Here is a 14,498-nt window from a genome sequence, read left to right as displayed (position 1 = left end):
AGGAAATGAATGTGTCAATGGCTTACACCTTTATTGATCAGATAGCTGGGTGCAAATCCGAAGTGTTTTTTAAAAGCGAACGAAAAATGTGAAAGGTTTTCAAAACCCACTTCATAACAGACGTCCAATGGTTTTTTCTTTTTTTCAGTAAGTTGGTAATGCGCCAGCTCCAGGCGCTTTTGAGTCAGCCAACGCTGTGGTGTCATGCTGAAAGCCTTCTTAAAATCTCTTTTAAAAGTCGTAAGACTTCTACCGGTAAGGTAGCCGAACTTTTCCATTGGCAGGTTGAACATGAAATTCTTTTCCATGTAGTCGACCAGGTCGATTTTACCTGGCTCCTCAAAATTTGTAAGCACACCATCAATTTCATTATCGAGTGTCCTGAGAATACTGATGGCTTCGGTAATTTTAATAGAGGCAATATCCTCCGGAATATTCTTCATGTCAAAATATGGAATGAGTGAAGCCAGGCAGCTTTCCAGCAATGGGTGATTGTTAAAGCTGTATATTTTGTGCGATTGTAACGTCTTCGGTTTTATAGTTCTGTTGGCATAAAAATTTCTGAGCCTTTCCTCTGATAGGTGCATCACTACTGTCTTGTGCGGATGACCGTCTTTGGGATAGTTGATGATAGTGGCCAATTGATTTCTGGGAATAAGGAAAATATCGCCTTTCCCGAAAAAGTAGGTGGAATCTGCCTGCACGATCTTTGTTTCGCCGGATAGAAACCATACCAGCATGTGCTGATCAAACATAATGTCCGACTTGAAAAATTTGTCTTCGTAACTGGACAGTTTTATATCTTCCGTAATGTACCGGGCTTTGTATTCCATGCTATTTTTTTTAAGGAAGCCAATAATGCAAAAATAGAAAATAGCACAAGCTTTGGTTGATTCAAAAGCTATTTTCAATAAGGAAAGGAGGTGCGCTTGTACTTCACCTTCCTTTTTATTATTGACTATTGTGATTTCTAAACAGATTGTCCGCCGTCTATTAAAAAGTTAGCACCCGTTAAGAATGATGCATCTTCTCCTGCAAGATAATGGATCATGCCGGCTACTTCTTCTGCTTTACCCATTCTTCCAAGGGGAACGCTTTGCAGCAATTGATTTTCCAGGGTTTCATTCAAGCCGATCTTATTCATAATCTCCGTAGCGATGGGGCCTGGACTTACGGCATTTACGCGTATTTTTCGGGGTGCCAGTTCAAGTGCCGCGATTTTCACCACTGCATTTATAGCTGCTTTGCCTGCGGCATACACGGAAGCGCCTTTAGGAGATATTGTTGCCGATGTTGAAGAAAGCATGATCACTGATGCCCCGTCATTCAGCAAAGGAATAAATCGGCTCAGGGTAAAGTAAGCGCCTTTGAAATTGACGTCCATCATTTCATCAAACTGGGTTTCTTCAATCTGTTCAATTGTTGAAAATTTGGTAATACCTGCGTTGACAAGCAAAATGTCTACTTTGCCGAATTGCGCTTTAACCTGTTCCACAAGGTTTACTATATCAGTTAACCTGGACTGGTCGGCAATCATGCCTGTTACACCGAGCTCAACAGAGGCCTTTTCGACAGCCTCCCTTCTTCTTCCGGTGATGATGACATTGGCGCCATTTTCTTTTAGTTTTTTGGCAGCAGCATATCCGATGCCGCTATTGCCGCCGGTAATTACAGCGACCTTGCTGTCTAAATTTTTCATTCTTGTATGTTTAATAAATCAGGTAATATGAATTGACTTGCTTCTCATTGAAAGGAAGTATTTTGAGGAGTGGATGGCTGTTATGGATTGAACTTCAAACCGATCATGTCTTCAGTCAATGTCCATAATTTTTTTGCGCTGATTTTGTCGAGAGAATAAGGATTTACACCTTTCTGACAAGAAATATCTGCACACAATTCAGCAATATCACCGTCTTCGCAATACACGCCCCCGATGTTATTTAACAATGGGCTGGTAGCGCACCAAACCGTAGTAGCCGCACCTTGCGGTATCGTCTTTAATGATGCAGCAACTTCAGGTAGTAGGTTACCGGTTGCGTCTACAAAACCCATTTTCTGAAACAATTCCAGCGGAGCCTCTCGTCCTAATTCAGTACCACCAATGGAACCTGGATGTACAGCGTACACTCTTATGTTGGATGATTGAACACGATTATCCAGCTCCATCGAAAAGAGATTTACCGCAGTCTTAGATTGTCCGTAGCCTTGTAGCGTATCGTATTCCCATTGCTGGAAATTGGGATCATCAAAATTGAAAGGTGCGAAGTGATGTCCATGTGAAGAGACATTGATCACCCTTGCGCCGTTAGCATTTTTAAGCGAAGGGTATAGTTTTGCAATGAGTTGGAACAGGGCGAAATAATTGGTGGCCAATTGCGATTCAATACCCCGGCTATCCCTGCGTAGAGGTACCCACATGATGCCTGCGTTGTTAATCAATAAATGCAACGGTCTTCCTGAAGCGATAAAGCTGTTTGCAAATGCGTCAATAGATGCCGGCGACATCAGGTCCATTGCTTCGATCTCGACATTCGTAATGCCCTCAAGGTTTTTCTTTGCTTTCTCAATGTCCCGTGCGGGTACGATAACCGTTGCTCCGGCAGCCGCGAGCGTGCGTGTTGTTTCCAGGCCAATGCCTGTGTTACCTCCGGTTACGATGGCAATTCTGCCTGTAAGGTCAATGCCTTTGATTACGTCAGCGGTGGTTGATTTTGCGTTGAAGCCGGACCCGATTGGGTGTTGCAAGGCTCCCTGGTAATTGTTCTGTTCCATTTTTCTTTTGTTTTGTTAAGACAAAAGTAGAAAGCCTTACGAGCGACGACTTTGTTTAAAGGACCTAATTTGCTTTGTTCAAAAGGCCGCATAATTGTCATGCTGATATCTTATGAAATCAGTAAGGAGAGAACGCACTTTGATGAATTGATTACAGAATAGATGTACAGAACAAATCGTTCCCTATAAGTCAAAGTCGAAGAAATGCGAAATTATACGATGAAACATTGTATAGGATTTCGTGTTTCAAACAGCTTGCAGAATGATTGTTTTTTCCTGGAAGATTCTTTTCCAATTTCCATAAAGTGTTAAAAAGGAGCACAAATTTTAGTACACGTTAAAAAAAAATTAACAAAATTCCCGGCATCAAATTATCTCGACGAATGAAGGATGTAAAACATTGTTTGATGATTTCGCGTGAACGTTGAAAGAGCAGCAAAAGAATTTTTGGCAGCACCTCTGGATATCCACTACCCCAAATTAATTGATGTTCAATTGTAATACGAAACCAGTACTCGACCGCGGCCATGCAACTGAAAATTTTTCCTGTCAAAAAATCATTTTTTGCCCTTGGCATTCCGGTTGCCTATGGCGTTTTAAAAAGGAGGAATTATGAACAGCATTATTAAAAAAGAAAATGGCCGCGTGCCAGCCTTTGGAAGTATTGTCGATCAAATCTTCCAAAACAATCTGAATCGTTTTTTTGACGATTCGTGTTTCATGAATGGTCGGCCCCGCATTCAGGTGCCTGCCAATATTCGCGAGACTGCGACCGGCTATGAACTGCACCTGGTGGCACCCGGGCTCAGGAAAGAAGATTTTAAGTTGCAGCTGAATAAGGATGTGCTAACTGTTTCCTATGAACATGCGGAAAGGGACGAACAACAAGAGGAGGAATGGATTCGCCGTGAATACAGGCAGCAAACCTTTTCAAGAAGTTTTAACCTGAATGAAGCGGTGGATAGCACCAGGATCACTGCAAGTTATAAGGACGGTGTTTTGCAGGTTGTCCTTCCTAAAAAAGAAGACAGTAAAAATGTGTCCCAAGTCATCCAGGTGCAGTAAGATTGCTGCATCCATGCATCATGTAAAAGGGCGGAAGAAAGCCTTCCGTCCTTTTACAATATTTAAATCACGAACAGCAAGTGAACGTTATGAGAACCGGATTTTATATCATCATCAATGTTAAAACCTGTGATGACGTCGAATCTTTCGGAACGTTAGAAATAGGTAAGGACCGAACCTTTGCCCGCCATTTGTTCGGATTGCTTAAAGGACGTCCTGTCAATTCGAATGAAGGCGTTATTCATCTTGACTTGATGGAAACAAAGGATGGATTGCCAATGAACCTGGAAGTCCTTTATTGCACATTTTCAGAGCTTGGGGAAAATGTCCAGATAGTAACGAAGGAGATGTTCAGGTATATAACATTGAAGGATATGCGAATATGAAAAATAAGTAAAAGTGAATTCGGGCAATGAAATATACTCCGATGTTTCAGCCGGCGCGCTGTCCAATTCTAAATTGTCTGTTTTCCTGACCTGTTTTCTGACAGTATGTGAACTTAAAAATGTTTGACCCGAACCACCCTCTTTTAGATATTCCGGATAGTATAAGGTCACAGACTTTATAAATTGGTTTTATGTTGCATTGGAGTTGGTTATGACCCGACATTGGTATTGCAAAAAAACTTATTTGGATATTTTATTTTATGAAAAAAATTAGTAAAACAAGCCTCCTCTTTTCGTTTATCGTTTTTACGATAAATGCATACTGCCAACATTCATCGTCTTTATTAGTATCCCTGCAAACATCGATCGACAAGGAAGCCATTACCAACAATGTCATGATGGAAATGATGGATGGTTTGAGTATTAACCATAACCGATCTATCCCGTTTACAGGTATACCTGTTTCAATAAAGGAAAAAGTAATGATGCAGGTTGATTTTCAACCGCCTCAGTATTATTTTGAATATTATGTAGCACATCCGGATTATGCCGTGCGTGATCTCATGAGCCAGATTGGCCCCTGGCATGCCGATACAACCCAATTAAGCAGGAAACCCATTAAACATGTGGTTTACCTTGTGTCAGGGTTGGACCACTTAGGTAACCGTGTGATTATCGTTGACGCCAACAATAACCACGATTTTAGTGACGACAAAATGATGGTATATGATTCTGCATTTTTGCGAAAGGGAGATAAGGAAATACGCGCACTCTTGCCCACTAACACCGTAAATTTTCAATACGCAAGTCACGGCCAGGTGTATGACATGACCTGTAATCTACAAGTTTCCCCCATTAGTCCAATGAGAACCAGCGATTCACTTTTTGAAAAATTTAAAGTGCAGGTGATTACAAATGAGATCAGGCAGGGCGCTTTTGTAATGGGAACAAGTAATTATTCAATTGATATTTTCTCAAGGAATAAGCCAGGTATTATTTTCGATTCAGTGAGTACTGTCGTTGATATCATCGAAAAAAATGGCAGTGGCAGAGTGATTGGTAAAGCGCGTCACATCATTGGTGATACCGTTTCACTAAACAAGAACAAATATGTTCTATCGGGCGTTTCGGTTTTCGGAGATACTTTGAAGCTTTCTTATGTTGGCAGTGGCCCTGCTACATACGGTATCGATACCGGCACAATGGCTTACAATATAGAAGCAGTAGATTTTAACGGGAATGAATTTAACCTGCAAAAACTAAGAGGGAAATTCGTGCTCATCGATTTTTGGGGATCGTGGTGCACCCCCTGTATACAATCCATACCCGACCTTGTCGACATTGCAAAAAAGTACAAAGGAGAAGTACAAGTTGTAAGCATTGCAGTAGATGTTCCGGGCAATATGCCCACGTTGAAGAAAATCATTGCTGAACAGCAAATGGAATGGCTACATATTTTTCAAAGCAGGACAGACCTGGACAAGAAAGCGATTGTAAATAAATTCCAGATTTCTGCTTTTCCCACACAAATACTCGTCGATCCTGAAGGAAAAATAATATGCAGAGAAGTTGGGACGGGGAAAGGCAGGTACGTGAACAAAGTATTAGCGGCGGCAATGGCAAAAAGAAGTAAAGCTTCAAATTAAGCGTTCGGTTCACGCAATTGCAGGGATGCAGGTAGTTGTGCCCGTCACAAAAGTTGTATTGATTTCCTTGTGAGGAAATGCAAAAAAATGGGTTATACCTTTGGCTCAAATGTTACACTTAAATATAGTGTATAAATGACGCTTATTTGTGACGAAGTGTTACGTTGTGTACCCTCTTTGAGACGTTTTCAGAAAAATGTAACATATCAACCCCTATTCTGCAACAAATAGCTAACTCACTTTTCCGCACCTGCAAATAGATTTGTATTCCCATTTAACTTAAAGCTTGTTCATATATGAAAATTCGATTGTTGCTGATGATGGCCGTGCAAAATAGTATCCATTGTACATTGATCGTTTTATTGTTATTCTCAAATACCGGAAATGCACAAATTCCGGAAAAACTGAAAACCGATAAAGGTTGGATACAAGGCGTTTCAGAAAACGGATTAACCATCTTCCGGGGGATACCTTTTGCGGCTCCTCCTGTCGGGCGGTTAAGATGGAAAGCTCCTCAAGCGGTTAGCGAATGGACAGACGTAAGATCTGCTGAACATTTTGCCGCTTCGCCAATGCAGGCCGGAAATCCGGTGGGCGGTAAAAGTGAAGACTGCTTGTACCTGAATGTGTGGTCGCCTGCAAAATCTACCCGCGATCAACTGCCTGTAATGGTTTGGATCTATGGTGGTGGTTTCAGTACGGGTTCTACTGCCGAACCCTGGTATGAAGGGAGCAAGCTGGCTCAGAAGGGTGTTGTCTTTGTTAGCATAGCTTACCGCGTTGGTCCACTGGGATTTTTGGTGCATCCCTCGCTCAATGCAGAAAGTAAAGACCATGTTTCCGGAAATTATGGGTTGCTGGATCAAATCGCGGCGCTGAAATGGATACAAAAAAACATTGCCCGGTTTGGTGGGGATCCTCGAAAAGTAACCATATTTGGCGAATCTGCAGGAGGGCTTTCCGTGAGTATGCTATGCGCGTCTCCACTTGCCAAAGGCCTCTTTCGTGGAGCAATATCGCAAAGCGGAGCATCTTTTGGCCCGGCAGGAAATATCTTCTATCCCGGAGAAAATATGAAGTTGTTGTCCACTGCAAATGAAGAAGGAGTTAAATATCTCCATAATGCAGGAGTGTCAAATATTGAAGAACTCCGAAGCCTACCGCCCGATAAGTTGCCAATGGCCTGGGGGGTAGGAAGCTCATGGCCGGTAATAGACGGCTATGTGATTCCGGATGTACAATATACATTATACAGCAATGGTAAGTATAGTGATATACCCGTGCTGATTGGCTACAATTCAGACGAAGGATTGAGTTTTTCGCCTGGAAAAACGCCAGAGGAATGTACCGAGTCTGTAAGAAAGCGTTATGGAAAATTTGCAGACGACTTACTGAAAGCATATCCTGTAGGTGATACTTCAGTCTCCCGGTCTGCCCGCAATCTCTCGCGTGATGCAGCTTTCGGCTGGCACAATTGGACTTGGGCAAAGTTACAATCGCAAACAGGGCATGCGAAAGTGTTTTATTATTTTTTCGATCAACACCCTGACTATCCCGCGTCTTCATCCATGTTTGGTTATGGCTCCCCTCATGCGCAGGATGTTTCCTACGTTTTCCAACACCTGGAAGCAAGTGATCCAAATATATCACAATCAGATGTAAGTATATCTAAAGCAATGGGAGACTACTGGATCAATTTTGTAAAGTTTGGAGATCCCAATGGCGGCGGGTTACCTCAATGGTCCCCCTTTACGAACAACAGTCCGATAGTAATGTATTTTGATAAAACACCACATCCCGGTCCGGTACCGGATATAGAGGCTTTAAAAGTGCTGGATAAATATTTTCAATGGAAAATAAGTAATAACAAAAGCAATTAAAGACAAGCGACAAAAGGTAGAAAGGGACTCATATATCTTGCCGTATAAATTTAACCAGATGGTGCCTGCCTGCTCAATTCTGGCAATTATTCAAGAAGGAAAACATACGACCAATAACAACAATATGATGATGAAATCAGTGATTACAACCCTATTATTGGTATCCATCTGCCACTGTTCTTTTTCTCAAATCACTTTACCAAAAATGTTTGGTAACGATATGGTGCTGCAAAGAGACATTCCGATTCCTGTTTGGGGTAATGCAAAACCAAATGCGACTGTCATGGTCAAACTTGCTAATGTACAGTCCGCAACAAGAGCCAATAAGGAGGGAAAGTGGTTTTTAAAGTTGCCAAAATTAAAGGCTGGCGGTCCATACACTTTGAGCATTGTTGAAAATGGTGAACAGCAAAGTAAACTGGAACTCAGCAATATTCTGATCGGCGATGTGTGGTTAGCCTCGGGTCAGTCAAACATGGAGATGCAGGTGCAGCAGTCAAAAGATGCGAAAACAGAAATCGCCAATGCAAACTATCCCAATATCCGATTGCTAATGGTAGAGCATGATAAAAAATTATCGCCGCAAACTGATATTCATGCGGGTAACTGGAAAGTTTGTGATACGAATAATGTAAAAGACTGGTCAGCTGTTGCTTATTTTTTTGCACGCAAAATTCATCGTGATCAAAACGTTCCTGTTGGCATTATTCAAAGCACCTGGGGCGGAACACCGGTAGAGGCGTGGACGAGTCGCAAAATGTTGCTTAGCTCACCCGTTACCAAAGAAAGAACACTCGGCAATGATACACTGCGCGTTGATCAGTTCGATTACGCAACCGATAGTCTGAATTGGGTACACATTTGGAATCTTGTATACAATCCTCAGAATAATGCTGATAAAATAATTCCTGCGCGGGATTATAATGATGCGGATTGGACCACAGTGGAAATGCCGGGAGTGTTAAAAGATTTTGGAATCGGGTCTTACGACGGAATGATCTGGCTAAGAAAGAAGATCATACTGCCTGAATCTTTGAGCCGGAAAGAGGTGGTCATTAATCTGGGACATCCTGAAATGAATTATTCACTTTACTTCAATGGCGAAGAAATATGCAAGAACATCTGGAATTCGAATGCTACCCATTCATTTACAATTCCGGCACGCCTTGCGCAGCAGGGAGAAAATACGATAGCAGTAAGAGTGGCCATGTTGTGGGGTGGTGGTGGTTTGAATCCGCCGTCAGAGGACCTTTATATTACCGATGGCGTTTCTAAAATTTCTTTGGCGGGAAAATGGGTATATAAAAAAGATCTGGAAACCGCATTTCCCAAAATACTCAACTATCAATACCGTCCAACAGTGCTCTTTAATGCAATGATACACCCGCTGATCCCTTATGGTATCAAAGGGTTCATCTGGTACCAGGGCGAGTCCAACGCCTGGGAAGCTTATAATTATCGCACCATGTTTCCGATGCTGATTAACGACTGGCGGCAAAGATGGCAACAGGGAAATGTTCCTTTTTTGTTTGTACAGCTTGCCAATTTCATGAAAACAAAATCTCTTCCATCAGAAAGTGAATGGGCAGAATTAAGAGAAGCGCAATCCATGACATTGTCTCTGTCTAATACTGCAATGGCCTCCGCCATTGACGTTGGCGAGTCAAATGATATTCACCCTAAAAATAAACAAGAGGTCGGTAGAAGGCTGGCGCTTGAAGCAGAAAAAATAGCATACAAACAAAACATCGTTTCCACCGGACCTGTAATAAAAAGTACCAGGATAACCGGGAATACAATAACCATCGATTTCGGTAATGCTGGTACAGGACTTACCACTAAGGATGCTCAGCCTGTTATGGGATTTGCAATTGCCGGTGATGATAAAAAATTCTATTGGGCAGACGCCACAATAAAAGGGAATAGTGTAATTGTACATTCAAAAAATGTTTTAAAACCAATCGCAATAAGATATGGCTGGGCGGATAATCCTGCCTGTAATCTAACAAACAAAGAAGGATTGCCGGCTGTGCCCTTTAGAACGGATAGTTGGAAAGGAATTACTCAAAAATGAAAAATCAGTAGTAAACAATCGCGTAAGCACGAACGCAAACATTAATATTGCCAATAGCCCGGATGAGGGCAACATTGAGACTGAACGGTTTTGTACACTGTTCAATTTATTATCGCGTCGAATAGGAGAACGGAAATGTAGAGGTATTCAATTCATTTTGTTAACTTGATTCCGATATAAGAATGTAGAGGGATGTTCGCAAAGACAACGGTTTTTAAAAAAAATAATTTTGATGCGTTTTCTTTTTTTTATTCTTTTCGGATTTCAGGCAGTTTTGAGTTTTGCACAAAGTGAAAATTATAACTTTTACAAACTTGATAATTATACCGGCTTATCGCATAATCAGGTCACTGCTATATTAAAAGACAGTGATGGTTTTTTATGGTTTGGCACTTTGTCCGGCCTCAACCGGTATGATGGATATTCCTGCCGGGTATTTCGTAAAAATTTTTCTGATACAACCTCTCTAGTTGATAACAGCGTTCAATCGCTTTATGAGCTTCCGGATGGAAGGATTTGGGTGGTAACAACGAGCGGACCGTGTATCTATGATCAGCATACGGAAAAATTCACAGCCGATTCATATAGCTATTTAAGGTCAATTGGTTTGCCGGGTGGCGCAATTAGCAATATCGTAAAAGGCACCCATGGAAGATACTGGGTTCTTTACAACAACTTCGATTTTTACTTGTATGAAGCCGAAACTAAAAAGGTAAGTTCTTACAAACAACAGCTTAATGATAATAATTCGGACAAGATTACATCTGTGGCAGAAACGAAAGATGGTAAATTATGGCTGCTATATCAGAGTGGGTTGTTAAAACTGTATGATATCAGTGTAGAGAAGGTTGTTTTTTCAAGCGACGTTTTTCGAAAAAGAAAAATTGGGAACATTCCTTATAATCTTTTTATTGATAGTGATGGTGACATCTGGTTGTGGTCTTTCAACAGCGGTGTTTTTCTTTTCCAACCAAAAAACAATTCAGTCAGGCTATTTAGTGAAAGTTCTTTTCCTTCAAAACTAAATTCAAATCTTGTTACTCAAATTGTTCAGGATAATAAAGGGGTGATATGGGTTGCTACAGATCACGGCGGGGTAAATCTTATAGATAAAAAAAACGACTTCAATACCAGTTATCTTCTGAATGATCCCAAGAATCCCCGCAGCCTTGCCCAGAACAGTATTATGGCAATGTATAAGGATGATAATGAAATAATCTGGCTGGGAACCTATAAGCAGGGAGTTAATTATCTAAACAATAATATAGTGCTGTTTCCGCTTTACCGGCATAAGGACTCGGATAGTAAAAGCCTTCCGTATGATGATGTTAACCGGTTTGTTGAAGATAAGGTGGGTAATATCTGGATTGGAACCAACGGTGGCGGATTGATCTATTTCGACAGGAAACAAAACACATTTAAGCAATACCTTCACAGACCGGGCGACGAGAACAGTCTTTGCAGCAATGTAATAGTAAGCCTTTGTATTGATAGAAGCGGTGTACTGTGGATAGGAACTTACTATGGGGGACTTAACAGTTTTGATGGAAAAAAGTTCGTGAACTATAAGCACAATGAGGTTGACACTTCAAGTTTGTCGAGTGACAATGTGTGGGAAATTTTTGAAGACAGGAACAACAATTTATGGATCGGTACGTTGGGCGGCGGCCTGGACTTGTTAGACAGAGCGACCGGTAAGTTCAGCCATCTTCAATACAAAGGATCACCACACGATCCCTTACCCTCCAACTATATTTCAACCATCATGCAGGATACAAAAGGGAACTTGTGGGTTGTTTCGACCGGAGGTATTTCCGTGTTTGATGCAAACAAAAACTTCAGGCTTCCTGAATTTTTTAATAAGGAAAACAACACGCTGAGCCGCAACGATGTGTTCTGCCTTTACCAGGACAGTGAGGAGAGAATATGGGCAGGAACAAGAGAGGGATTGAATTTATATGATGCGAAAACGAAACAGTTCCGCAGGTTCACCATGGCTGACGGGTTACCTGATAATCTGATACTAAATATTCTAGAGGATGATCATCGTACTCTTTGGATTTCCACACCAAATGGATTGTGCAATGTGATTCCGAGGCAGGAAAAAAATGGTGTTGCCCTTTCCATTATTGGTTATGATGAGACGAACAACTTACAAAACCGCGAGTTCAATGACAATGCGGCCCTTAAAACGCGAAAAGGAGAATTGATTTTTGGTGGGCCTTCAGGGTTCAACATTATTGATCCGGATAAAATTCCAAAACCTGTTTTCCGGCCGCAAATTATTTTCACAGGATTGCAGATACTAAGCAATAAGGTTGAGCCGGGTGAACTGGTCAATGATCGCGTATTGCTCAAACAATCGCTATCGCGCCTTGACGGGATAAGTTTGAAGTATAAGGAAAATGATTTCTCTGTCGAGTTCGCATCACTCGATTTTAGGCATAGCGCCGGTAATAAGTTTGCTTACATGCTGGAAGGGTTTAGCCCCGATTGGCTGTATACGGAAGTGGGACAACGAAGGGTTACTTATACGAACTTAAATCCCGGACATTATACACTGAAGGTAAAAGTGCCGAACAAAGACGGATTGTGGAGTGGTATTAAGTCGTTGAAAATAACCATTGATCCGCCCTTCTGGCGAACTGCTACAGCGTATATTATTTATGCGATACTGGCAGCAGGATTGTTTTTATTTGCGAGGCGCATTACTTTGGACAGGATACATATGCGCTATGAAGTGCAGCACCAGCGCAGAGAAGCAGAGCGTGCGCATGCACTCGACCAGTTGAAGACGAAGTTTTTTACAAATGTGAGCCATGAGTTTCGGACCCCTTTAACGCTGATTATTTCTCCGCTGGATAAAATCATCCGGCAGGCAACTGATGAAGAGCAGAAGAAACAACTGGGACTGGTACAGCGAAATGCCAGACGATTGCTGAGCCTGGTAAACCAACTGCTTGATTTCAGGAAAATAGAAGTGCAGGAGATAAAGTTGCATCCTGCCATCGGCGACATTATCGACTTTTGCAAAGACGCCAGCCATTCGTTTGTAGACATTGCGGAAAAGAAGCATATACAATTTTCATTTGCTTCCAATGTTGACAATCTTGAAATCTATTTTGACAGGGATAAGATAGAAAAGATTTTATTCAACCTGCTTTCCAATGCGTTTAAATACACGCATGAAAATGGGAAAGTGACTATCAACCTTAGCTATACGACTCCAGAGGCAAAAGAAGAGGAGGGAAAACTGTACATAGAAGTGGAAGATACCGGCATTGGAATTCCGGAAGGAATGCAGGATAAAATATTTGAACGATTTTTCCAGACTGACGTGCCTGACACCATGGTGAACCAGGGAACAGGTATTGGGCTCGCTATCACAAAAGAGTTTGTAAAGCTGCATAATGGCATTATCACTGTAAAAAGCCAGGTAGGAAAAGGTTCGCGGTTTACAGTTGTGCTTCCTGCCAAAAAAATCTATGATCTACCCACCCGTTCTGCGACTCAACCAACTGAGACTGAAGATGGGGAAATGCTTTTACAGGAAACTAGCCAAAAAAGCAGCAGGAAGAAAACAATACTGGTGGTGGATGACAATGAAGATATCCGCTTTTATCTGAAAGACAATCTGAAAGAACTGTATAAGATAGAAGAAGCAACTAATGGAAAAGAAGGTTGGGAAAATATAAAACAATTGATTCCGGACCTGGTGGTCAGCGATATTATGATGCCTTTAATGGATGGTGTGGAACTGGCGCGGAAAATTAAAACAGAAACAGCAACGGCCCATATTCCGGTTATTTTACTGACAGCCATGGGCAATGAAGAAAAACAGCTGGAAGGATTGAAAGCGGGCGTCAACGACTATGTTACCAAACCGTTCACATTTGAAATTCTGGCTTCCAGGATCAGGAACCTGCTGGCCCAGCAGGAACTATTGCAAAAAAGATTTCAGAAGCAAATTGAGGTTAATCCCGGGGAAATAACCATCAACCCTGTTGACGAAAAGTTCCTGAAGCAGGCGTTGGAAGTAGTAGAAAAAAACATGGACAACCCGGAGTTTTCGGTGGAAGATTTTAGCCGGGACATGTTTATGAACAGGGTAACGCTGTATAGAAAAATTCTTTCGATTACCGGCAAAACACCGATTGAGTTTATCAGGTCCATCCGGCTAAAAAGAGCGGCTCAGTTCCTGGAACAAAGCGGAATGTCCATTGCCGAAATAGCATATGAAGTTGGGTTCAACAACCCAAAAAATTTCACAAAAGCATTTAAAGAAGAATTTAAAATCCTGCCTTCGCAATATGCGGCCAATAAGGGGGGTAAAAGCAATCAGGCGGGGGATATTTAAATAAGCACCTTTGAAAATCATGTGTTTGCAACATTTTATACCCTAGTCTGCAACATCAGGCTACCCCTCTTTACACAAGTCAATATTAGCTTTACAGTATTCATTCAACTGAACGATTGCTGTATATGAGAATAAAACTGCTGCTTCACGGTTTGCTTTTTCTCCTCTGTATTGGTGACTTATTGGCAGAGCAACCTTTCCACATTCAAACGGCGAAGGGAATCGTCGTTTTTATCAACTGCACCTCGATCGCTGTAAAGCCAGGGGGGACTCCATATCATATTAAAAAGACATCCTCTTCGTTAGGAATAGTGCATC

9 protein-coding genes are annotated in these 14,498 nt (G+C 41.7%); 6 read left to right on the top strand and 3 right to left on the bottom strand.

What is annotated here, in order from left to right; genetic code table 11:
• Positions 1 to 14 precede the first annotated feature (14 nt).
• The 3 genes from KTO63_RS16385 to KTO63_RS16375 all read right to left on the bottom strand — a co-directional run bounded on the left by KTO63_RS16385 (position 15) and on the right by KTO63_RS16375 (position 2,772).
• Positions 15 to 833, bottom strand: a complete 819-nt coding sequence (locus KTO63_RS16385; RefSeq protein ID WP_217792468.1) for a helix-turn-helix domain-containing protein — start codon at positions 831 to 833, stop codon at positions 15 to 17.
• A 137-nt stretch (positions 834 to 970) separates the two neighbouring features.
• Entirely contained in the window at positions 971 to 1,699 is a 729-nt protein-coding gene (locus KTO63_RS16380) for an SDR family NAD(P)-dependent oxidoreductase (protein WP_217792467.1), read from the bottom strand.
• An 80-nt stretch (positions 1,700 to 1,779) separates the two neighbouring features.
• Positions 1,780 to 2,772: an SDR family NAD(P)-dependent oxidoreductase gene (locus KTO63_RS16375; protein WP_217792466.1), complete on the bottom strand. Its 993-nt coding sequence runs from the start codon at positions 2,770 to 2,772 to the stop codon at positions 1,780 to 1,782.
• Positions 2,773 to 3,384: 612 nt separating this feature from the next.
• On the opposite strand from KTO63_RS16375, the gene KTO63_RS16370 reads away from it, so the two are divergent.
• The 6 genes from KTO63_RS16370 to KTO63_RS16345 all read left to right on the top strand — a co-directional run bounded on the left by KTO63_RS16370 (position 3,385) and on the right by KTO63_RS16345 (position 14,180).
• The gene (locus KTO63_RS16370; RefSeq protein WP_217792465.1) at positions 3,385 to 3,837 is read left to right on the top strand and encodes an Hsp20/alpha crystallin family protein; all 453 of its coding nucleotides are present in this window, start codon (positions 3,385 to 3,387) and stop codon (positions 3,835 to 3,837) included.
• An 89-nt stretch (positions 3,838 to 3,926) separates the two neighbouring features.
• Positions 3,927 to 4,223, top strand: a complete 297-nt coding sequence (locus KTO63_RS16365; protein ID WP_217792464.1) for a hypothetical protein — start codon at positions 3,927 to 3,929, stop codon at positions 4,221 to 4,223.
• 260 nt (positions 4,224 to 4,483) lie between these two features.
• Positions 4,484 to 5,869 carry a TlpA family protein disulfide reductase gene (locus KTO63_RS16360; RefSeq protein ID WP_217792463.1) on the top strand — a complete coding sequence of 462 codons (1,386 nt, stop codon included), beginning with the start codon at positions 4,484 to 4,486 and terminating at the stop codon, positions 5,867 to 5,869.
• A 296-nt stretch (positions 5,870 to 6,165) separates the two neighbouring features.
• Complete coding sequence (locus tag KTO63_RS16355; RefSeq protein ID WP_232373215.1) at positions 6,166 to 7,749, top strand: carboxylesterase/lipase family protein; 1,584 nt, start codon at positions 6,166 to 6,168, stop codon at positions 7,747 to 7,749.
• 205 nt (positions 7,750 to 7,954) lie between these two features.
• Positions 7,955 to 9,823 (top strand): sialate O-acetylesterase, encoded by a 1,869-nt coding sequence (locus KTO63_RS16350; RefSeq protein WP_232373214.1) that lies wholly within the window; start codon positions 7,955 to 7,957, stop codon positions 9,821 to 9,823.
• Between the two features lie 232 nt (positions 9,824 to 10,055).
• Complete coding sequence (locus tag KTO63_RS16345; protein ID WP_217792462.1) at positions 10,056 to 14,180, top strand: two-component regulator propeller domain-containing protein; 4,125 nt, start codon at positions 10,056 to 10,058, stop codon at positions 14,178 to 14,180.
• The last annotated feature ends 318 nt before the right edge of the window (positions 14,181 to 14,498 follow it).

It is taken from the genome of Pinibacter aurantiacus (assembly GCF_019130065.1).
Taxonomy (GTDB): domain Bacteria; phylum Bacteroidota; class Bacteroidia; order Chitinophagales; family Chitinophagaceae; genus Pinibacter; species Pinibacter aurantiacus.
Note: the sequence above shows the minus strand (reverse complement) of the source record. Positions and strands in the feature narration are given on the sequence as shown.